This is a genomic window from Rathayibacter sp. PhB186 (assembly GCF_003751825.1).
GTDB lineage: Bacteria > Actinomycetota > Actinomycetes > Actinomycetales > Microbacteriaceae > Rathayibacter > Rathayibacter festucae.
The window spans coordinates 107,568-127,813 of sequence record NZ_RJKO01000003.1 but is presented as its reverse complement, the minus strand read 5'-3'; the positions used below and the strand labels follow the sequence as shown (position 1 = coordinate 127,813).

Sequence of the window (20,246 nt, the reverse complement as noted above, 5' to 3'; positions counted from 1 at the left end):
CGCTCCTCCACAGGCGCCGACCATCGGGGGAACCCCTGATCCGACCCCGACTCCCGCCCCGGCGACCCCGACGACCTGTTTGGATGCAGGGGTGAGCACACCCACCCTCCCGAGCACCGCGGCGCACCCGCCGCGGCGTCGGCCGTCCCCGGGCCGATCGTCCGCGGGCCGGCCCGCCTCGGCCCGGCCTCCGCTGCGCCGCCCGCGCCGGATGGTCCTCGGCGGCGTGTGCGCGGCGCTCGCCGAGCACCTGGGCCTGCGCACGGGGACGGTGCGCTTCCTCATGATCGTCGCGACGCTGCTGGGCGGCGGCGGTGCGCTGCTCTACCTGTGGCTGTGGGCGCTCGTTCCCCTGCGCGACGCGGGCCCGGACTCCGGTGCGCAGACCGGCGGTGTGCGGCGGTCCGTTCCGGTCGCCGTGCTGCTCGTCGGCGTCGCCGGAGCCGCGACGCTCTCGGTCGTGGTCGCGCTGCGCGGGGGCGACGACGCCGACGTCACCCGCGCGCTCGCCGCCGTCGCGGTGCTCTCCGGCGGCGCCGTCGCCTGGAGTCTCGGACTCGACCGCGGCGATCCGTCGCGCTCGGCGCGCTCCTCCGCCCTGGTCCGCCTCGCCGCCTGCGCCGTGCTCGTCGTCGCCGGGGCCGCCGTGCTCACGGCCCGCCCGAGCGCGGTCAACGCGGTGCTGGCCGTCGGCGTCCTCCTGGTCGCCGCGGGCGTGCTCGCCGCGCCCCGGGTCGTCACGCTGTGGACCGAGCTGATGGGCGAGCGGGCGGCGCGGGTGCGCGAGGAGCAGCGCGCCGAGATCGCCGCGCACCTGCACGACTCGGTGCTGCAGACCCTCGCGCTGATCCAGAACCGGGCGGGTGCCTCGAGCGAGGTCGCCCGCATCGCCCGCGCGCAGGAGCGGGAGCTGCGCGACTGGCTCTTCGAGCGCGACGTCCCGGTCGCGAACGACCTGGCGGCCGAGATCCGCGCCATCGCCGCCGCGATCGAGCTCGACTGGCCGGCGACGCTCGAGGTGGTCGCGGTGGGGGCCTCGGTGCCGGGCGCCGCCCCCGTGCTCGCCGCGACCCGCGAGGCGATGCTCAACGCGGCTCGGCACGCGGGCGGCGAGGTCTCGGTCTATGTCGAGTCGTCGTCCACCGGGGTCGACGTCTTCGTGCGCGACCGCGGCCCCGGAGTCGACCTCGGCGCGCTCCCCGGCGACCGCCTCGGCATCCGCGAGTCGATCGTCGGCCGGATGGCGCGCGCCGGCGGCAGTGCGACGGTGCGGCCCGGAGCGGGCGGCTCGGGCACCGAGGTCCACCTGAGACTGCCTGCGGGGGCCGAGCGGTGACCCGCGTCGTGCTGGTCGACGACCACTCCATCTTCCGCTCCGGCCTGCGCGCCGATCTCGCCGCCGAGCTCGACGTCGTGGGCGAGGCGGCCGACGTCGACTCGGCGGTCGCTCTGGTGGCGGCCGAGCGTCCGGACGTGGTGCTGCTCGACGTGCACCTGCCGGGCGGCGCGGGCGGAGGCGGCGCCGAGGTCCTGCGCCGCAGCGCCGCGCACCTCGACGTCGTGCGCTTCCTGGCGCTGAGCGTCTCGGACGCGGCGGAGGACGTGGTCGGCGTCATCCGCGCCGGCGCCCGCGGCTACATCACCAAGGCGAGCTCCGGCGCCGAGGTCAGCCGGGCGGTCCTCGCGGTGGCGGGCGGTGACGCCGTCTTCTCGCCGCGGCTCGCCGGTTTCGTCCTCGACGCCTTCGGCGCCCTCAGCGGCGAGCAGGCGGAGTCCGTGGACGAGCTCGACCGCCTCTCGGCCCGCGAGCGCGAGGTCATGCGCCTCATCGCCCGCGGCTACGCCTACAAGGAGGCCGCCGCCGAGCTCTTCATCTCGGTGAAGACCGTCGAGTCCCACGTCTCCGCAGTGCTGCGCAAGCTCCAGCTCTCCTCCCGCTACGAGCTGACCGCCTGGGCCTCGGCCCGCCGCCTCCTCTGAGGCTCCCGCCTGATCTGCAGGCGATCCGATGCGGAAGGCGCCTTCCACCGCGAGGCGCGGAAGACAGACGCGCGGATCGCCTGCAGATCGGACAACGGACGGCAGACGCCCCCGCGCCGGAAGCTAGAACGAGAGCAGTGGGAGGAACGGCAGCGCGGCCAGCGCCGCGAGCGTGCCGAGCGCCGCGCCCGCGAGCACGTCGGTCGGGAAGTGCATCCCGAGCACGAGGCGCGACAGCAGCATCACCAGCACCACGAGGACGGCGAGCGGCCAGAGCGCGGGCAGCATCACGGCGAACACGATCGCCGCCGCGGTGGTCGAGGACGCGTGCGAGCTCGGGAAGCTGAGCTTGCTCGGCGCCGTCCCCCGCACCTCGACGCCCTCGCCGAGGGGCCGCGGCCGCCGGACGACGCGCTTGATCACGATCGACAGCCCGTGCGCCACGACGATCGCGACGTCGCAGAGCGCCCACGCCCAGAAGCGCGACGGATCGGCGAACGCACCGACCACGCCCAGCAGCAGCCAGCCCGCGGCGTGCTCGCCGAAGAAGCTGAGCCAGCGGGCGATCGGGCGCAGGGGCGGTGCCAGCGGCGAGCGCTGCACGGCGACGATGACCGCGGACTCGCGGCTCCGGAGGGTCGACATCGCGCTCAACCTAGCGCACCCCTCAGGCCCCCGTTGTGCAGGTGCCCGTCCGTTGTGCAGGCGTCAGTCCGATGTGCAGGCGCCCGTCCGTCGTGCAGGCGACCGGCCGCGGAAAGCTCTTGCCACCGCGTCGAGTGCGCCGCCGAGCGTCGGATCGCCTGCACAACGGACCTGCGTCCCCGATCAGGCCTCCGGCTCGGCCTCCGTGCCGGCCGCGCGACGGCGCGCACCCAGACCCAGTGCGGCCGCACCCGCGGTCAGCAGAGCGGCGGCGCCGGCGATGAGGCCGACGCTCTCGACACCGGTCGAGGCGAGTCCGCCGGTCGTGCCGCCGCCCACGGGCAGGGGGACGGGCGTGCCGGTCGGCGCGACGGTCGGAACAGCGGTCGGCGCGGCGGTCGGCCCGGCGGTGGGCGCAGCGGTCGGTCCGGCCGTCGGCCCCGCGGTCGGTCCGGCCGTCGGAGTCGCCGTCGGCGCCGTGGTCGGCCCCGCGGTCGGCGTGGGCGTCGGCGTGACGAGCTGCGAGGCCGGCAGGATCTGCACGATCGTCGGGCGCGGCGCCGCGACGGCACCGGCCGCGAGGGCTCCGGTGGCAGCGAAGTCCGGGAAGTAGGAGCTCGGCGCCTCGAAGGTGCCCTCCTCGCCCGGGTGCTGGACCGCCACGAACACGTGCTGGTCCTGGTCGTGCACGATCGGCCCGCAGGTCTCGGCGTCGCGCGGGACCGAGAGGAACTGCTCCACCCGCCCGCGCTCGGCGCCCTCGAGCGCCACCTTGAAGAGGCCGTCGTTGTAGCCGATGCCGCTGGGCGCGCCGTCGGTCGAGATCCAGAGGTTCCCGACGGAGTCGAAGGCGAGGTTGTCCGGGCAGGAGATCGGCGAGACCTGGTCGGCCGGGAAACCGGAGAAGTAGACCGTGTCGCCCTGCGCGACGTCGCCGCACAGCATCAGCAGGTTCCAGGTGAAGGTGCGGCCGGTCTGGTCGCCGCCGTCCTCGATGATCTCGACGATGTGGCCGTCGCGGTTCTCGGAGCGCGGGTTGACCTCGGTCGGCCCCTCCTTGCCCTCGGTGCCGCGGTTGGAGTTGTTGGTGCAGGCGACGTAGATCCGGCCGCTGACCAGGCTCGGCTGGACGTCCTCGCAGCGGTCCATCTTGGTCGCGCCGGCGATGTCGGCGGCCATGCGGGTGTGCACGAGCACCTCCTCGACGCTCATGCCGGCGATCATCGACGCTCCGTCGAGGACCAGGGGCAGCCAGGCGCCGATGCCGTCGAAGCCGCCGTCGGAGGGGACCGCGCCGGTGCCGGTGATCTCGGCGACGGGGGAGTCGCCGGTGAAGCTCGCGACGAAGAGGTCGCCCTCCTCCAGCAGCGTCTTGTTGTGCGCGCGGTCGCCCTCGAGGTAGCGCTTCTTCGAGACGAACTTGTAGAGATAGTCGAAGCGCTCGTCGTCGCCCTGGTAGGCGACCACGCGGCCGTTCGGGGCGACGATGACGTTCGCGCCCTCGTGCTTGAGGCGACCGAGCGCCGTGTGCTTCTTCGGGGTCGACTCCGGCTCGAAGGGGTCGAACTCGACGATCCAGCCGAAGCGGTTCGGCTCGTTCTCGTAGCCGGGCGTGCGGGCGTCGAAGCGCGGGTCGTCGAGCTCCCAGAGGCGGGCGGTCTCGGCGTCGGTCAGGCCGTAGCGCTTCTCGGCGTCGCTGGTCGCGGTGGCGCGGAAGTAGCCGTTGAAGTTCTCCTCGCCGGAGAGGATCGTGCCCCACGGCGTGGTGCCGCCGGAGCAGTTGCCCAGCGTGCCGAGGACGGAGCGTCCCGTGGGGTCGGCGGCGGTCTTCAGCAGCGCCGAGCCGGCCGCGGCGCCGGTGACCTCGTAGGGGGTGTCCAGCAGGTAGCGGCGGTTGTGCTCGCCGCCGCGGACGTACGCCCAGGGGCGGTCGACGGCGGTGCGGACCAGCTCGACGACGCTGAGGCCGTGGGCGGCGCGGCCGACGGCGCGCACGCGCTCGGGCTCGGCCTCGAGCTGCGCGGCCGGGAACATGATCGACTCGTTCGTGTACTCGTGGTTCACGACCAGCAGGGCGCGCAGGCGCTTCGAGCCGGGGATCTCGACGATGTCGGTGTAGTCGTTGTTGTAGCCGAACTGCGCGGCCTGGGCCGCCTCGGTCTGGTTCCGGATGTCGAAGGCGGGGCTGTCGGCGAAGAGCGGGTCGCCCCAGCGGATGATCGGCTGCCAGGCGAAGCCCTCGGGAACGGTGAACTCGTCGACCGTGTACGGCACCGGGGCGATCGGGGTGAAGGCGAGCGGGGACCCGCCGACCGCGGCGTCGGCGACAGCCGCCTCCGCGGTGGGGGCGCCGCCGGCCGAGGCGACGGCGACGGTGACCGCGCCGGCCAGGCCCAGTCCGAGCGCGCTGCGGCGCGAGATCTGGCGCGCGACGATGTCGCGGAACGAGCTGTTGTGCGAGGTGTTGCAGGCGGCGGTCGAGCACGCGTTCGCGCACTTCAGGGCGCAGGTGACGGGGCTGCGCTTGCCGCGCACGTGCCCCGCCATGGGGAGGAGGAGCGGGCGGCGGGCGGTGTCGGTCATGGTCGTCCTTCGATCGGCAGGCAGTGCGATCGAGTGGACCAGTGCGAGGGGACGCGCATCCCGCTCAGCGGCGGCCTCTCCCTGAACGGAATATGAACGTTCTCACAAGAAGGTGAGGCTATCCTTCGTCGCTCCGGCGGGCGTCCCGGGCGGCCAGCACCGCGCCGACGTTGTCCGCGATCCACTCGACCACCGGCAGCAGCCGCTCGGCGAGCTCGGCGCCGAGCGGGGTCAGCGCGTAGTCGACCCGCGGCGGGATGACGGCGTGCGCCTCCCGGTGCACGAAGCCGTCCTCCTCGAGGGTGCGGAGGGTCTGCGCCAGCATCTTCTCGCTGATGCCGCCGATCCGGCGCCGCAGCTCGCCCCAGCGCAGGCCCCGCTCGGCCAGGGCGGCGAGGACGAGCACGCCCCACTTGCTCGTGACGTGGCCGAAGACCTCGCGGCTCGGGCAGTCGGCGGAGTAGACGTCGCCGGTGAGGAGGGGGCTCTCGATGATGGTCACAGGAGTACTAACCAAATAGTGGGTACTGCATTCCGGGAAGTTCTGGCGGTGCGGCCCGGTTCCCCTCTCCGACGGCGCCCCACCTGCCGTCTCCCGAACGGAAGGACCACCCCCATGACCCTCGTCGTCACCGGAGCCACCGGCCACCTCGGCCGTCTCGCCGTCGAGCACCTGCTCGCCCGCGGCACCGCCGCCTCCGACATCGTCGCCACCGGCCGCGACGCCGCCAAGCTGGAGGCGCTCGCCGCCGACCTCGGCGTCCGCACCGCCGTCGCCGACTTCGAGGACCCGGCCTCGCTCGACGCCGCCTTCTCCGGCGCCGAGGCCGTGCTGCTCGTCTCCGGCTCGGAGGTGGGCAAGCGCGTCGCGCAGCACACCGCCGCGATCGAGGCCGCCGCCCGCGCCGGCGCGCGGCTGGTCTACACGAGCGCCCCGAAGGCGACCACCAGCCCGCTGATCCTGGCCCCCGAGCACAAGGCGACGGAGGAGGCGATCGCCGCCGCGGGCCTCCCCGCCGTGATCCTCCGCAACGGCTGGTACAACGAGAACTACGCGCAGACCGTCGCCGAGCTCGCCTCGACCGGCACCACCCTCTCCAGCGCCGGCGACGGCCGCGTCTCCAGTGCCGCCCGCACCGACTACGCCGAGGCGGCCGCCGTCGCGCTGCTCGACGCCTCCCTGGTCGGCTCCGTGCACGAGCTCTCCGGCGACACCGCCTGGACCTTCGACGAGCTCGCGACCCTCGTCGGCGAGGTCGCCGGCCGCGACGCCGCGATCACGCACGTCGACTCCGCCGAGCACGCCCGCATCCTCACCGAGGCCGGCGTCCCCGAGGGCGGCGTCGGCTTCGTCGTCGGCCTCGACGCGAACATCGCCGACGGCCTCCTCGGCGAGACCGACGGCGCGCTCGCCCGCCTCATCGGCCGCCCGACCACCCCGATCCGCGCCTACGTCGAGGAGCAGCTCGCCCGCTGAGCCGCGGCCGGCCTGGGGCTGACCTCCGGCTGACCTCCGGCTCGCGGAACCTGCTCCGGCTCGCCGGATCCGCCGTTTCCGGCGTGCCGGAGGTGCTCGCGCGTGCCGGAGCCCCCGACTGCTGCACCTCGGGCTCGCAGAATCCGCTCCGGCTCGTCGGATCGACCGGTTCCCGCGTGCCGGGGGCGGTTGCGCGAGCCGGACTCGCGACTCCGGGCCGCGGTGTCCGACCCCCGACGTAGGCTTGACGCCATGACCTCGACGACGCCTCGCTCCGGTATCGACCTCTCCGAACTCGACCCGGCGACGCGTCCGCAGGACGATCTCTACCGCCACGTCAACGGCCTGTGGATCGACCGCACCGAGATCCCGAGCGACAAGGCGCGCTACGGCTCCTTCCACGTGCTCCAGGAGGAGGCGGAGAAGGCGGTCCGCGACATCATCGTCGAGGCGCAGTCCGCCCCGCACGGCTCCGAGGCGCGCATGTTCGGCGACCTCTACACCTCCTTCCTCGACGAGGCGCGCGCCGAAGAGCTCGGCGCCGCTCCGCTCGCCGACGACCTCGCGGCCGTGCAGCGCGTCGACTCGATCGCCGGGCTGCTGCAGGCCGTCGGCGCCTTCGAGCGCGCGGGCGTCCCCGGCCTCTTCGGCCTCTTCGTCGACAACGACCCGGGCGACCCCGAGCGCTACCTCGTGTTCGTCAACCAGGGCGGCCTCGGCCTGCCCGACGAGAGCTACTACCGCGAGGAGGCGTTCGCCTCCGTCCGCGAGGCGTACCTGCCCTTCGTCGCCCGGATGCTCGGATTCGCCGGCATCGACTCGCCGGAGTCGCGCGCCGAGCGCATCGTCGCGCTCGAGACCGACCTCGCCGCCGTGCACTGGGACAAGGTGCGCGGCCGCGACAGCCAGGCCACCTACAACCTCCGCTCCTGGGCCGAGGTCACCGAGCTCGCCGCCGGCATCGACCTCGACGTCTGGCTGACCGCGATGGGCGCGCCGGAGGGGGCGCTCGCCGAGGTCGTCGTGCGCCAGCCGAGCTTCCTCGAGGGGCTCGCCGGCCTGCTGACCGACGACCGCCTCCCCGCCTGGCGCGACTGGCTGTCCTGGCAGGTGATCCGCGGCGCCGCGGCCTACCTCTCCAGCGACTTCGTCGACGCCAACTTCGACTTCTACGGCCGCACCCTCACCGGCACGCCGCAGAAGCGCGAGCGCTGGAAGCGCGCCGTCTCGCTCGTCGAGGGCTCGCTCGGCGAGGCCGTCGGCCGGATCTACGTCGAGCGGCACTTCCCCGAGACGGCGAAGGCCGCGATGGACGTCCTCGTCGCGAACCTGATCGAGGCCTACCGCCGCTCGATCGTCGACCTCGAGTGGATGGGCGCCGACACCCGCGAGCGCGCGCTGGAGAAGCTCGCGAAGTTCACGCCGAAGATCGGCTACCCGGTCCGCTGGCGCGACTACTCCGCCCTCTCGATCGACCCGGCGGACCTGGTCGGCAACGCCCGCCGCGTCGCCGCCTTCGAGTTCGACCGCGAGCTCGGCAAGATCGGCAAGCCGCTCGACCGCGACGAGTGGTTCATGACGCCGCAGACCATCAACGCGTACTACAACCCCGGCTTCAACGAGATCGTCTTCCCCGCCGCGATCCTGCAGTTCCCCTTCTTCGACGAGACCCGCGACGCCGCGGCCAACTACGGCGCGATCGGCGCGGTGATCGGCCACGAGATCGGCCACGGCTTCGACGACCAGGGCTCGCGCTTCGACGGCGACGGCCGCCTCACCGACTGGTGGACCGAGGACGACCGGGCCGCGTTCGAGGAGCGCACGAAGGCCCTCATCGCGCAGTACGACGCGCTCGCCCCCGCGACGACGCCCGGCCACCACGTCAACGGCGCGCTCACCGTCGGCGAGAACATCGGCGACCTCGGCGGCCTCGGCATCGCGTGGAAGGCCTACCTGCTCTCGCTCGACGGCGAGGAGTCGCCCGTGATCGACGGCCTGACCGGCGCGCAGCGCTTCTTCCTCTCCTGGGCGCAGGCCTGGCAGCAGAAGGCGCGCGACGAGGAGACGATCCGCCTGCTCGCCATCGACCCGCACTCGCCGTCGGAGTTCCGCTGCAACCAGATCGTCCGGAACCTGGACGAGTTCTACGCTACTTTTGACGTCACCGAAGGCGACTCCCTCTGGCTCCCGCCGAGCGAGCGCGTCGCCATCTGGTAGTCGCCGAGACTGCCGTCCCGCACCACGGGCGAGCGGCGGGCATCGAGAGCCGACCGATGCCTCCCGCGCCGTCCGTCCACCGACGCGTCGTCGCGGCGGACTCCGCTCCTCCCCTCCGCACCGACCGTTCCACCGACCCGGAGAGAGGCCGCAGCCGTGGTGATCCCCGCCCACGAGACCCGTCGTGAGAGTCGTCGCGCCCGCCGCGGCCGGCACAAGGGCGACTACGACCACGACGACTTCCAGCGCGGCTTCGACGCGCTCGGCCGGCTCGCCCTGGACGGCGTCGTGGTGTCGGCGCGCGCGGTCGACCTCGGCACCGGCCGCGCCCTCTTCACGGTCGACGACTCCGTCTCCATGCCGACGGCGTCCGTCGGCACGATCGTGCTCCTGGTCGAGGTCGCGGCGCGGCTCGCCACCGACCCGCAGGAGAACCTGCGCCTCGTCGATCGCACCGCCGCCGACGCCGTCACCGGCACGGGGATCTGGCAGCACCTGCAGATCCCGTCGATGCCGATCGCGGATCTCGCCGCCCTCGTCGGCGCGACCAGCGACAACCTGGCCACCAACGTCCTCCTGCGCCGGGTCGGACTCGACGCCGTCCGCGAGCGGGCCGAGGCGCTCGGCCTCTCGCGCACCGCCCTGCTCGACGTCGTCCGCGACGAGCGCGGTCCGGACGACGCTCCGCAGCTCTCCATCGGCTCGGCCAGCGAGCTGACCTGGCTGCTCGCGACCCTCGCGAACGGCGAGGTCGTCGACCCCGCGGTCAGCTCGCGCGTCATCGGCTGGCTCTCGCTGAACAGCGACCTGTCGATGGTCGCCTCCGCCTTCGGCCTCGACGCGCTCTCGCACCGGCAGCCCGACCACGGCGTCCTGCTCGTCAACCGGACCGGCACCGACGTGGGCGTCCGCGCCGAGGTCGGCGTGCTCCGCGGCCCGCGCGCCGGCGTCGCCTACGCCGTCATCACGCAGTTCGACGACTCGAGCCTGCGCTACCGCCTCGCGGTGCTCGACGGCATGCGCACGCTGGGCGTCGACCTTCTGGAGTACGTGCACTGAGCGCCGCAGCGGGCGCCCGCTGCCGCTCGCTCGCCTGAGGCGCGAGCTCGCCGACCTCCGGCTCGTGGAACATCGTCCGGCTCGCCGGAATCGCGCGGTCCCGCGTGCCGGGGTCCGTCGTGCGTGCCGGAGGGGCCCGCTCGCCTCCCGGCGGGGTTCGGCACGCCGAATCGTCCGGCTCGCGCGAAGCGCACGATTCCGCGTGCCCAGGTCGATTCCGCGTGCCGAAGGTTCTCGCAAGGTGCGGCGCCGTCAAGCAGGTGACCGGGCTCGGAGGCGCGACCTAGGCTGCCCGCAGCGGCGCCGCCTCCCGGTGCGTCGCGGAGAGGACACCATGAGCAGCTTCGGCTTCGACGCCCCCGAGGACGTCACCGACACCACCCGTCCCGACGCCGACTCCCTGCCGGTCCCCCCGGAGGACCCGGCCGAGGTCGACGACGCGGATGCGACCGGAGAGGCGACCGATGAGGGAGCCGACTCCCGTCTCGACGACGATGCGCGCCTCGACGACGACCAGGACCCGCCGGAGCACCCCTTTGTCCCCTCGCCCAGCTGAGCGACGGACCGGGCTCCGGCCCGGCGCGTGCACAACTAAGGCTGGAAGGGCCGGATCGGCCCTGAAACGCTCGATCCGCCGCTTCCAGCCTTGTCTGTGCACGCCCTCCACGGCTGACGTCGCTGCGGGCGGCGGGCGACGAGGCGGCCGACCCTCGTCAGCCGCGGAAGGCCCCGCGGTAGCGCGCCGCCGGGTGCCGCGGATTCAGCCGCGCGGACCCGGTCAGCCGCTCGCGCAGCCCGCCGGGCGCGTACTCCGACCGTGCCAGGCCGCGGGCGCGCAGCACCGGCATCACCTCGTCGACGAACTCGACGTAGCTGTCGGGCAGCGACCAGTGGTTGAGGTTGATGCCGTCGACGCCCGCGTCGCGCAGCTCCGACAGTCGGTCGGCGATCTGCTCGGGCGTCCCGACGACGCGCTGGTGCCGGCCGACGGTGAGTCGCGCCAGGTCCGCGACGGTCGCGTCCCGGTCGGGGAGCAGCCGGATCATCGACTCGAGCGTGCTGCGATTCCCGTTGGTGACGATGTCGCGCAGCCTCGTCTCGGGCGGGAAGGGCGTCCCGTCGGCCTGGTCGACGCTCAGCCCCGCGTGCAGCAGGTGGGCGTCGACGCTGCTGTACGCGTCGAGCTCGGCCTCGCGCTCCCGGGCCTCGCGCTCGGTGCTGCCCACGATCACCGACAGGGGTGAGAAGAACAGCACGTCGTCGCCGCGGCGCCCCGCCGCCTCCGTGAGCGCCCGCGTCGAGGCGATCAGCTCGCGGGTCTGCTCCGTCGTCGAGCCGCCGACGAACTGCGCCTCCGCGTGCCGGGCCGCGAAGGCCCGCCCGGCGGGGGAGGAGCCGGCCTGGAAGAGGAACGGCGTGCGCTGGGGCGACGGCGCCGAGAGGTGCGGGCCCTCGACCCGGTAGCTCGCGCCGGCGTGGTCGATGCGGTGCACCGACTCCGGACGGGAGTACGCGCCGGCCTGGTCGCGGACCGAGGCGTCGTCGTCCCACGACCCCTCCCACAGCTTGTAGACGACGTCGAGGTACTCCTCGGCCTGCACGTAGCGGGCGTCGTGCTCGGTGAGGCGGTCCAGGCCGAAGTTGCGGGCCGCGTTCTCCTGGTAGCTGGTGACGATGTTCCAGGCGACCCGGCCCTTCGAGAGGTGGTCGAGCGTCGACATCCGCCGCGCGAACTCGAACGGGTGCGCCTGCAGGATCGAGCTCGTCATCGCCAGTCCCAGGTGCTCGGTCGAGCCGATCAGGGCGGCGAGCAGGATCGACGGGTCGTTGTTCGGCAGCTGCAGTCCCTCGCGCGCGTTCACCTCGAGCGAGGCGCCGACCGCCCCGTAGGTGCCCACGACGTCCGCGAAGAAGATCGCGTCGAACACCCCGCGCTCGAGCGTCCTCGCGACCTCGATCCAGTGCCCCAGGTCCTCGAACGCGCCGGGCCGCGCCCCGGGCCGCCGCCACTGGCCGTGGTGGATGTGCGAGGGCGTGTTCATCACGAACGCGTTGAAGAGCAGCGGGCGGGGATCGGTCATGCGGGTGCTCCTGAGGGCGGGACGGCGGTCTCGTGCGAGGCGATCGTACGGTGAGCGCGCCGTTGCGCGGACCGGGCACGACGCGAGTGATGTCGCCGGATCTCGATACGCCGCCTGCGGCGGCTCCTCGACCAGCATGCTCGGCCGGGATGATCCGATGGCCCGCCGACCAGCAGGCTCCGGCGGATGCGGTTGCATGCTGATCGAGTAGCCCGCGAAGCGGGCGTATCGAGATCCACCACCGCCGGAAGTGGAGCCGGCAGACCCGCTCTGCTGGTGACCGGTCTCGATACGCCGCCTGCGGCGACTACTCGACCAGCATGATCGCGCGCCTACTCCCGCGGGGTCGGCCCCGGCTTGATCCGCTGCGCCAGCCGCTTCAGCGGGTGCGCCGGCTCGCGCTCGAGCGGCTCCTCCACCTCGAGGCCGTAGAACGAGCCGATGTCGCCGACGAAGGCGGCTCGGCGGGCCTTGTCGTACGCGCGGATCTCCCTCCGGAAGGCGATCACCGTCGCGACGCACATCAGGATCATCACCACGCTGAACGGCAGCGCCGAGAGGATCGCGGCGGTCTGCAGGGCGTCGAGTCCGCCGGCGATCAGCAGCGAGAGCGCGAGCAGCGCCGTCGCGAGCGCGAAGAAGATGCGGATGCGGTTGCGCGGCTCCGCGTCGCCGCCGGTGGCGATCATCGACATCACCAGGGCGCCGGAGTCGGCGGAGGTGACGAAGAAGATGCCGATCAGGATGATCGCGCCGACCGTGAGCACCGAGCCCGCGGGCAGGCCCTGCAGCATTGAGAAGAGCGCCGCGTCGGTGCTGACGGAGCCGTCGACGCCGACGAGCCCGCCGTCGCCGTAGAGCTCGCGGTAGAGCGCGGTGCCGCCGAGCACGCTGAACCAGAGGAAGGTCATGATGGTCGGCACCAGCAGCACACCCGCGACGAACTCGCGGACGGTGCGGCCCTTCGAGACGCGGGCGATGAAGATGCCGACGAACGGCGCCCACGACATCCACCAGCCCCAGTAGAACGTCGTCCAGGTCGCCTGCCAGGCCTCGCCCTCCTGGCCGGCGTAGGCGCTGACCGTGAAGGTGAGGCCGATGAAGTTCTGCAGGTAGTTGCCGAGCGACTGCACGAACTCGCGCAGCAGGAACTGGGTCGGGCCGGCGACCAGCACGAACACGAGCAGCGCGGCGGCGAGCAGCAGGTTGCCGGTCGAGAGCCACTTCATGCCCTTGCCCACACCGGAGACGAGCGAGAACACGGTGAGCGCCGTCACGACCGCGATCACGATGATCTGCACCGTGAGCGAGGAGTCGACGATGCCGCTCGCCTCCAGTCCCGCGGAGATCTGCGTGACGCCGAGGCCGAGCGAGGTGGCGACGCCGAACATCGTGCCGACGAGGGCGACCACGTCGATGGCGTTGCCCCAGCCGCCGCGGACGCGACGACCCAGCAGCGGCTCGAGCGCCCAGCGGATCGACACCGGGCGCTTGCGGCGGTGGATCGCGTAGGCGAGGGCGAGGCCGACGACGACGTAGATCGACCAGGCGTGCACGCCCCAGTGCAGATAGGTCTGCGAGATGGCGCTCTGCGCGAGCTCCGTCTCGGTGCCGGTGACGCCGGGGCGCGGGGTGGCGAAGTGGGTGAGCGGCTCCGCGACGCCGTAGAAGACGAGGCCGATGCCCATCCCGGCGGCGAAGAGCAGCGAGATCCAGGAGAGCATCGAGAACTCGGGCTCGTCGTCGTCGGCGCCGAGCTTGATGTCGCCGAAGCGGCTGACGCCCATCCAGATCGCGAAGGCGACGAAGACGGCGGCGATCAGCACGTAGTACCAGCTGAAGGTGTTCACCACCGTGGTCTGCAGGGAGGCGAAGACGCTGGTGGCGGCGTCCGGCGCGATGATCGCGAAGGCGGCGATCGACAGGGTGATCACCGCCGCGGGCCAGAACACCCAGCGGGCGAGGCGCTGCGGAGGCCTCGCGGTGGTGTCGGCGGCGGGCGGGACGGCGATGTCCGGGGCGGAAGGCTTGTCGGACATGGGGTCCTCTCGTCGGCGGCAACCTGCCACGGTACACGGGCGGTCGCGACCGCGTCCGGCGGCCCGGTGGCGCAAGGTCCCCGATCGAGGGTCCCGAGAGCCGTGCGGGCGGGTCGGTCCCGACCGCGGCGACCGGTGTGCGCGAGGCTGGACCCGTGCAGTTCAGAGTCTTCACCGAACCCCAGCAGGGCGCCAGCTACGGGGATCTCCTCGCGGTCGCGCAGGCCACCGAAGCCCTCGGCTACGACGGCTTCTTCCGCTCCGACCACTATCTCCGGATGGGCGACGGCGACCCCGGTCCCGGCCCGACCGACGCCTGGACCACCCTCGCGGGCCTCGCGCGCGAGACCGAGCGGATCGCGCTCGGCACCCTCGTCTCCTCCGTCACCTACCGGCCGCCGGGGATCCTCGCCATCCAGGTCGCCCAGGTCGACGCGATGTCGGGCGGCCGCGTCGAGCTCGGGCTCGGCACCGGCTGGTTCGAGGAGGAGCACGCCGCGTACGGCATCGACTTCCCGCCGCGTCGCTTCGACCTGCTCGAGGAGCAGCTCGAGATCGTCACCGGCCTCTGGTCGACGCCGGTCGGCGAGCGCTACTCGTTCGCGGGCGAGCACTACACGCTGACCGACTCGCCCGCGCTGCCCAAGCCCGCGCGCCTGCCGCTGCCGGTGATCGTCGGGGGAGGAGGACCCAAGCGGACCCCGCGGCTCGCGGCCCGCTTCGCCAGCGAGTTCAACCTGCCCTTCCCCGAGTTCGACGCGATCCCCGGCGCGTTCGAGCGCGTCGACGAGGCCTGCGTCGCGATCGGGCGCGAGCCGTCCTCGCTCGTGCACTCGGTCGCGCTGATCGCGGTCGGCGGAGCGGACGAGGCGGAGTTCGTCCGGCGCGCCGCGGCGATCGGCCGCGAGCCCGCCGAGCTGCGCGAGCACGGCGTCGCCGGCGGCGTCGACGAGACCGTCGACCGCCTCGAGTCCCTGCGCGCGGCCGGCGCCGAGCGCGTCTACCTCCAGTTCATGGACCTCCAGGACCTCGACCACCTCGACTTCTTCGCCCGCGAGGTGCTGCCGCGCCTCTCCGTCTGATCCACCGTTGCGCAGAGGCCGGGTCTCGATACGCCGCCTGCGGCGGCTACCCGACCAGCGAGGCCGCAGGCAGGGAGACGCCCGCCGCTGCGACCTAGGCTGGAGGGATGGTGGACACGATCGAGCGCGCCGACGAGCGGCTGGCGACCCGCTCGGCCGCCGAGGTGCCGTGGGTCGTGCTCGTCTGGGACGACCCGGTCAACCTGATGTCGTACGTGTCCTACGTGTTCCGCAGCTACTTCGGCTTCGGCCGGGCCGAGGCCGAGCGGCTGATGCTCCAGGTGCACACGGAGGGGCGCGCGGTGGTCGCGACCGGCAACCGCGAGGAGATGGAGCGGCACGTGGAGGCGATGCACGGCTACGGCCTGTGGGCGACACTGCAGAAGGCCGACGCATGACCGCTCGACTCACGGCGGGCAGGCCCTGATGCGCTCCTTCCGCCGCGACTCCTCCGGTGCCGCCGTCGCCCGCTTCGACCGCGAGGAGGCGGGGATCCTCCGCCACCTCGCCGGCGAGATGCTCGAGCTGCTCGACCGCGGAACGAGCGAGGACGCGCGCAACGACCCCGCGCTCGCGCGACTGCTGCCGGACGCCTACCGCGACGACGACGAGGCCGCCGCCGAGTTCCGCCGCTTCACCGCCCCGGATCTGGCCGGCCGCAAGATGGACGACGCCCGCGCGATCACCGCCGCGCTCGACGCCGGCGAGGGCTCCGGCCACGCCCGCGTCTTCGCCGGTCTCGGCGAGGTCGCCGTCCGGCTCGAGCCGCCGCAGGCGCTGTCCTGGCTCCGCGGGCTCACCGACATGCGCCTCGCCCTCGCCGCCCGCCTCGGCATCGTCGACACCGACGACGTCGAGCCCGAGGACGAGACCGGGCAGGCGATCCGCGCGGTCTACGACTGGCTCGGCAGCGTCCAGGACGGCCTGGTCCGCGCGATCGACGTGTGATCGCGACGGTCGCAGCCAGGCCTTTCCGCTAGAGGATCGAGAGATCTCCACAGCTGTGGACAAACCTGTGGAGAGATGTGGAGAACGGGCGTCCTCGCCGGTGCCCGCCGCCGCGGATCGCCCGTCCCGCAGCGGATCCGGCCGAGCAGAGGGTGTGGAAACGCGAGGTGTCCGGTCGGTGAACCCGCGCCCCTGGAACGGGGGATCAGGCTCCCGGTTCGATGCCGGGGGGCGGAACCGCGTACCGTCCGGACCGTGAACACTCCTTCAGGAACCCAGGCCAAGCGCGCCGCCGACGACGCTCAGGACTCGACCGCGGTGCGCACCCTCGCCCGCGGGGGCTACGCCGCGAACGGCCTCGTCCACGTCCTCATCGGCGTCATCGCCCTGCAGATCGCGACCGGCGGCCAGGGCGAGGCGGACCAGTCCGGCGCGCTCGGCTCGCTCGCCGCGCAGCCCGGCGGACTGGTCGTGCTCTGGGTCTGCGCGATCGGGCTCTTCGGACTCGCGCTGTGGGGTGCGCTCGAGGCGTTCCTGGTGGCGGGCGGCGACAGCGCCGCGTCCCGCTGGGGCAGCCGGCTCAAGGAGGCGGCGAAGGCCGTCGTCTACCTCGCGCTCGGCATCACGACCCTGCGCTTCGCGCTGGGCGGCAGCTCCGACTCGTCCGAGACGTCCGAGAGCGCGAGCGCGCAGGTCCTCGCCGCTCCCGGCGGAGTGGTGCTGCTCGTGATCGCCGGACTCGCGATCCTCGCGGTCGGCGGCGTCTTCGTCTACCGGGGCGCGTCGAAGAAGTTCCTCGAGAACGTCGCCCAGCCGGGCGGGACGGCCGGCCGCGTCGTCACCGGTCTCGGCATCGCGGGTTACATCGCGAAGGGCGTCGTGCTCGGCGTGCTCGGGATCCTGGTGATCATCGCCGCCGTGACGCACGACCCGGCGCAGGCGGGCGGCCTGGACGAGGCTCTGAAGACGCTGACCGAGCTGCCGTTCGGCGTGGTGCTGCTCGGCGTCGTCGCCGTCGGGCTGATCGCCTACGGCGCGTTCTGCTTCGCCCGGGCGCGCTGGCCGAAGCTCTGAGGGGTGACCCCGGGGCGGCGGCGGGAGGGCTCGGCGCGATAGCCGTCGCGGAGCCCGCCCATGCGCGCCGGATCCGCACCGCGCCGCCCTCCCGATCCGCGCCGTCGCCGGGCTCCTGATCCCCGGAAGGACGCCGCCGGAGAGCGCGGAGCCGTGACGGGCGAGCGCGGCGCGGGGCCGATACCCCCTGACGGGTGTGATCGCAAGCAGTGCCGAGGTCCGGCTTCCAGTGACACTCTGTGCAGATGCATGAAGGTAGCGACGACGCGAGTGCGGAGCGGGTCCGCCCTGCCCTGGCCGAGACGGCCGCGCGCCTGCTCCGGGCCGTCGCGACCGGCGACCGCGCCGCGTTCGCCGAGCTGTTCGACCGCTTCGGCGGGCTCTTCTCCGCCTCGATCGCCACGGTGCACGCCGACGCCTCCACGCGCGACCGGCTCTGCACCGAGGCCTTCGCCGCCGTCTGGCGCCGTGCCCGGGAGGGCGCCCGCGCCCCGGAGCCGGTGCTCTGGCTGCTCGAGGTGCTCTGCGAGACGCTCGGCTCCTCCCGGGAGGGCTCCCGCCGTCCGCTCGCCGAGGGGCTCCTCGCGCTGGCCTGCCCGGACCGCGAGCTGCTGCTGCTCGCCGTGGCCGGCCGCTACTCGCAGCCCGAGATCGCCGCGCTCACGGGCGTCCGCGAGTCGCGCCTGCGTGCGGTTCTCCGCGACGCGCTCGGCTCCCTCCGCGGCGGCCTCGGCGACGGGCGCCTCACCGCCTGACCGGCGGCGCCGTCTCCTCGAGAACTCGCCGCCTCCCCCGCGGCGGCTCCGACGGGCGTAAACTTGAGTCACCAGAACTCAACTTTCGAACCGCAAGGAGGAGATGCAGATGCAGGCCGGTCGGACACCCCAGCAGGACGAGTCGTCCGCTCTCGCGCAGTACGGCGTCGACCTGACCGCGATCGCGGCGAGCGGCAAGCTCGACCCGGTCATCGGACGGGACGCCGAGATCCGCCGCGTCAGCCAGGTGCTCACGCGTCGCACCAAGAACAACCCGGTGCTCATCGGCGAGCCCGGCGTCGGCAAGACGGCGGTCGTCGAGGGGCTCGCGCAGCGGATCGTCGCGGGCGACGTCGCCGACAGCCTCAAGGGCAAGCGGCTCGTCAGCCTCGACCTCTCCGCGCTGATCGCGGGGGCGAAGTACCGCGGCGAGTTCGAGGAGCGGCTGAAGGCCGTCCTCGCCGAGATCAACGACTCCGGCGGCCGCATCATCACCTTCATCGACGAGCTGCACACGCTGATGGGCGCGGGCGGCGGCGAGGGCTCGGTGGCGGCGGCGAACATGCTGAAGCCGATGCTGGCCCGCGGCGAGCTGCGGATGATCGGCGCCACGACGCTCGACGAGTACCGCCAGTACATCGAGAAGGACGCGGCCCTCGAGCGCCGCTTCCAGCAGGTGTTCGTCGGCGAGCCGACCGTCGAGGACACGGTCGCGATCCTCCGCGGGCTGAAGGAGCGCTACGAGGCCCACCACAAGGTCGCGATCGCCGACTCCGCGCTGATCGCCGCCGCCTCGCTGTCCAACCGCTACATCACCGCGCGCCAGCTGCCGGACAAGGCCATCGACCTGATCGACGAGGCCGCCTCGCGCCTGCGGATGGAGATCGACTCCGCGCCGGTCGAGATCGACGAGCTGCGCCGCTCCGTCGACCGGCTGAAGCTCGAGGAGCTCGCGCTGAAGAAGGAGAAGGACGAGGCCTCGAAGGCGCGGCTGGAGACGCTGCGCGAGGACCTCGCCCGCCGCGGCGCCCACCTCGCCGAGCTACAGCAGCGCTGGGAGCGCGAGCGCGCCTCCCTCAACCGCATCGGCGATCTCAAGAACCGGCTCGACGCGCTGCGGATCGCGGCCGAGCGGGCCCAGCGCGAGGGCAACCTCGAGCGCGCCTCGCGCCTGCTCTACGGCGACATCCCCGCCGCCGAGAGCGAGCTCGCGGCCGCCGAGCAGGAGGAGCAGCCGGCCGAGGGCCGCATGGTCAACGAGCAGGTCACCTCGGACGACATCGCCGCGGTCATCGCCGCCTGGACCGGCATCCCGGTAGGCCGGCTGATGCAGGGCGAGACCGAGAAGCTGCTGCACCTCGAGACCGAGCTGCACCGGCGCCTCATCGGCCAGAACGAGGCGGTCTCGGCCGTCGCCGGCGCCGTCCGCCGCACCCGCGCCGGCGTCTCCGACCCCGACCGGCCCACCGGCTCCTTCCTCTTCCTCGGACCGACCGGCGTCGGCAAGACCGAGCTGGCGAAGGCGCTCGCCGACCACCTCTTCGACGACGAGAAGGCGATGGTGCGGATCGACATGTCGGAGTACGGCGAGAAGTTCGCCGTCTCGCGGCTGGTCGGCGCCCCTCCCGGCTACATCGGCTACGAGCAGGGCGGCCAGTTGACGGAGGCGGTGCGCCGCCGTCCGTACTCGGTCGTGCTGCTCGACGAGATCGAGAAGGCGCACCCCGAGGTCTTCGACGTGCTGCTGCAGGTGCTCGACGACGGCCGGCTCACCGACGGCCAGGGGCGGACGGTCGACTTCCGCAACACGATCCTCATCCTCACCTCGAACCTCGGCTCGCAGTTCCTGGTGGACCAGTCGCTGACCCGCCCGCAGAAGGTCGAGGCGGTGCAGCAGATGGTGCGCCAGGCCTTCAAGCCCGAGTTCGTGAACCGGCTCGACGACATCGTCGTGTTCGAGGCCCTCGACCGCACCGAGCTCGGCGAGATCGTCTCGCTCTACGTCGACCGGCTCTCGCGCCGGCTGGCGGAGCGGCGTCTCGACCTCGCCGTCACGCCCGCCGCCCGCGGCTGGCTGGCCGAACGCGGCTACGACCCGCAGTACGGCGCCCGCCCGCTGCGCCGCCTGATGCAGCAGGAGATCGACGACCGGCTGGCGACGGCCCTCCTCGACGGCTCCATCCGCGACGGCGACGTGGTGCTCGTCGACGCGGGCCCGGACGGCCTGCTGGTCTCCGCGGGCCTCGCGACGCCGTAGGGCGGCACCCCTCCCATTCCTCAAAAGTTGCGGTAGTCGCGCGCCACTA

At 73.2% G+C, this 20,246-nt stretch carries 17 protein-coding genes; 12 read left to right on the top strand and 5 right to left on the bottom strand.

Annotation, left to right across the window (positions count from 1 at the left end):
- Positions 1 to 91 precede the first annotated feature (91 nt).
- Both EDF45_RS10615 and EDF45_RS10610 read left to right on the top strand, forming a co-directional pair.
- Positions 92 to 1,336: an ATP-binding protein gene (locus EDF45_RS10615; RefSeq protein WP_260312169.1), complete on the top strand. Its 1,245-nt coding sequence runs from the start codon at positions 92 to 94 to the stop codon at positions 1,334 to 1,336.
- Positions 1,333 to 1,980, top strand: coding sequence for a response regulator transcription factor (locus tag EDF45_RS10610; protein ID WP_123736208.1), 648 nt, complete (start codon positions 1,333 to 1,335; stop codon positions 1,978 to 1,980). Before EDF45_RS10615 ends, EDF45_RS10610 begins: the two co-directional genes overlap by 4 nt.
- A 123-nt stretch (positions 1,981 to 2,103) precedes the next feature.
- Here EDF45_RS10610 and EDF45_RS10605 read toward each other — a convergent pair whose 3' ends face one another.
- From EDF45_RS10605 to EDF45_RS10595, 3 genes are all read right to left on the bottom strand, one after another.
- Positions 2,104 to 2,625 carry a phosphatase PAP2 family protein gene (locus EDF45_RS10605; protein WP_123706057.1) on the bottom strand — a complete coding sequence of 174 codons (522 nt, stop codon included), beginning with the start codon at positions 2,623 to 2,625 and terminating at the stop codon, positions 2,104 to 2,106.
- Positions 2,626 to 2,808: 183 nt separating this feature from the next.
- Positions 2,809 to 5,208: a PhoX family phosphatase gene (locus EDF45_RS10600; RefSeq protein ID WP_123736209.1), complete on the bottom strand. Its 2,400-nt coding sequence runs from the start codon at positions 5,206 to 5,208 to the stop codon at positions 2,809 to 2,811.
- Positions 5,209 to 5,326: 118 nt separating this feature from the next.
- Positions 5,327 to 5,710 carry a helix-turn-helix domain-containing protein gene (locus tag EDF45_RS10595; RefSeq protein WP_243581413.1) on the bottom strand — a complete coding sequence of 128 codons (384 nt, stop codon included), beginning with the start codon at positions 5,708 to 5,710 and terminating at the stop codon, positions 5,327 to 5,329.
- Between the two features lie 114 nt (positions 5,711 to 5,824).
- Here EDF45_RS10595 and EDF45_RS10590 point away from each other — a divergent pair, with 114 nt between their 5' ends.
- The 4 genes from EDF45_RS10590 (at position 5,825) to EDF45_RS10575 (ending at position 10,517) form a co-directional block, all read left to right on the top strand.
- Complete coding sequence (locus EDF45_RS10590; RefSeq protein ID WP_123736211.1) at positions 5,825 to 6,685, top strand: NmrA family NAD(P)-binding protein; 861 nt, start codon at positions 5,825 to 5,827, stop codon at positions 6,683 to 6,685.
- A 252-nt stretch (positions 6,686 to 6,937) separates the two neighbouring features.
- Positions 6,938 to 8,902: a M13 family metallopeptidase gene (locus tag EDF45_RS10585; protein ID WP_123736212.1), complete on the top strand. Its 1,965-nt coding sequence runs from the start codon at positions 6,938 to 6,940 to the stop codon at positions 8,900 to 8,902.
- Positions 8,903 to 9,058: 156 nt separating this feature from the next.
- Complete coding sequence (locus tag EDF45_RS10580) at positions 9,059 to 9,961, top strand: serine hydrolase (protein WP_123736213.1); 903 nt, start codon at positions 9,059 to 9,061, stop codon at positions 9,959 to 9,961.
- Between the two features lie 334 nt (positions 9,962 to 10,295).
- Positions 10,296 to 10,517, top strand: coding sequence for a hypothetical protein (locus EDF45_RS10575; RefSeq protein WP_123736214.1), 222 nt, complete (start codon positions 10,296 to 10,298; stop codon positions 10,515 to 10,517).
- Positions 10,518 to 10,674: 157 nt separating this feature from the next.
- Here EDF45_RS10575 and EDF45_RS10570 read toward each other — a convergent pair whose 3' ends face one another.
- Both EDF45_RS10570 and EDF45_RS10565 read right to left on the bottom strand, forming a co-directional pair.
- Positions 10,675 to 12,042 (bottom strand): NtaA/DmoA family FMN-dependent monooxygenase, encoded by a 1,368-nt coding sequence (locus EDF45_RS10570; RefSeq protein ID WP_123736215.1) that lies wholly within the window; start codon positions 12,040 to 12,042, stop codon positions 10,675 to 10,677.
- 332 nt (positions 12,043 to 12,374) lie between these two features.
- Complete coding sequence (locus tag EDF45_RS10565; protein ID WP_123736216.1) at positions 12,375 to 14,081, bottom strand: BCCT family transporter; 1,707 nt, start codon at positions 14,079 to 14,081, stop codon at positions 12,375 to 12,377.
- 155 nt (positions 14,082 to 14,236) lie between these two features.
- On the opposite strand from EDF45_RS10565, the gene EDF45_RS10560 reads away from it, so the two are divergent.
- The 6 genes from EDF45_RS10560 to EDF45_RS10535 all read left to right on the top strand — a co-directional run bounded on the left by EDF45_RS10560 (position 14,237) and on the right by EDF45_RS10535 (position 20,197).
- Positions 14,237 to 15,163, top strand: a complete 927-nt coding sequence (locus EDF45_RS10560; RefSeq protein ID WP_123736217.1) for an LLM class F420-dependent oxidoreductase — start codon at positions 14,237 to 14,239, stop codon at positions 15,161 to 15,163.
- 107 nt (positions 15,164 to 15,270) lie between these two features.
- A complete protein-coding gene (gene clpS, locus EDF45_RS10555) occupies positions 15,271 to 15,561 on the top strand; it encodes an ATP-dependent Clp protease adapter ClpS (RefSeq protein WP_123706048.1) in 291 nt (96 codons plus the stop codon).
- A 28-nt stretch (positions 15,562 to 15,589) separates the two neighbouring features.
- Positions 15,590 to 16,111 carry a DUF2017 domain-containing protein gene (locus tag EDF45_RS10550; protein WP_123447168.1) on the top strand — a complete coding sequence of 174 codons (522 nt, stop codon included), beginning with the start codon at positions 15,590 to 15,592 and terminating at the stop codon, positions 16,109 to 16,111.
- Positions 16,112 to 16,366: 255 nt separating this feature from the next.
- The gene (locus tag EDF45_RS10545) at positions 16,367 to 17,185 is read left to right on the top strand and encodes a DUF1206 domain-containing protein (RefSeq protein ID WP_243581407.1); all 819 of its coding nucleotides are present in this window, start codon (positions 16,367 to 16,369) and stop codon (positions 17,183 to 17,185) included.
- A 245-nt stretch (positions 17,186 to 17,430) separates the two neighbouring features.
- Positions 17,431 to 17,940: a hypothetical protein gene (locus tag EDF45_RS10540; protein ID WP_123736219.1), complete on the top strand. Its 510-nt coding sequence runs from the start codon at positions 17,431 to 17,433 to the stop codon at positions 17,938 to 17,940.
- Positions 17,941 to 18,049: 109 nt separating this feature from the next.
- Positions 18,050 to 20,197 (top strand): ATP-dependent Clp protease ATP-binding subunit, encoded by a 2,148-nt coding sequence (locus EDF45_RS10535; protein WP_123706241.1) that lies wholly within the window; start codon positions 18,050 to 18,052, stop codon positions 20,195 to 20,197.
- Positions 20,198 to 20,246 lie beyond the last annotated feature (49 nt).

What these genes read in the sequence shown, in the direction of transcription:
- EDF45_RS10600 (WP_123736209.1), bottom strand. Translation starts at nt 5,208, where the DNA reads ATGACCGACACCGCCCGCCGCCCGCTCCTCCTCCCCATGGCGGGGCAC.
- EDF45_RS10535 (WP_123706241.1), top strand. Translation starts at nt 18,050, where the DNA reads ATGCAGGCCGGTCGGACACCCCAGCAGGACGAGTCGTCCGCTCTCGCG.
- EDF45_RS10605 (WP_123706057.1), bottom strand. Translation starts at nt 2,625, where the DNA reads ATGTCGACCCTCCGGAGCCGCGAGTCCGCGGTCATCGTCGCCGTGCAG.
- EDF45_RS10565 (WP_123736216.1), bottom strand. Translation starts at nt 14,081, where the DNA reads ATGTCCGACAAGCCTTCCGCCCCGGACATCGCCGTCCCGCCCGCCGCC.
- clpS (WP_123706048.1), top strand. Translation starts at nt 15,271, where the DNA reads ATGGTGGACACGATCGAGCGCGCCGACGAGCGGCTGGCGACCCGCTCG.
- EDF45_RS10540 (WP_123736219.1), top strand. Translation starts at nt 17,431, where the DNA reads ATGCATGAAGGTAGCGACGACGCGAGTGCGGAGCGGGTCCGCCCTGCC.
- EDF45_RS10590 (WP_123736211.1), top strand. Translation starts at nt 5,825, where the DNA reads ATGACCCTCGTCGTCACCGGAGCCACCGGCCACCTCGGCCGTCTCGCC.
- EDF45_RS10575 (WP_123736214.1), top strand. Translation starts at nt 10,296, where the DNA reads ATGAGCAGCTTCGGCTTCGACGCCCCCGAGGACGTCACCGACACCACC.
- EDF45_RS10550 (WP_123447168.1), top strand. Translation starts at nt 15,590, where the DNA reads ATGCGCTCCTTCCGCCGCGACTCCTCCGGTGCCGCCGTCGCCCGCTTC.
- EDF45_RS10570 (WP_123736215.1), bottom strand. Translation starts at nt 12,042, where the DNA reads ATGACCGATCCCCGCCCGCTGCTCTTCAACGCGTTCGTGATGAACACG.
- EDF45_RS10585 (WP_123736212.1), top strand. Translation starts at nt 6,938, where the DNA reads ATGACCTCGACGACGCCTCGCTCCGGTATCGACCTCTCCGAACTCGAC.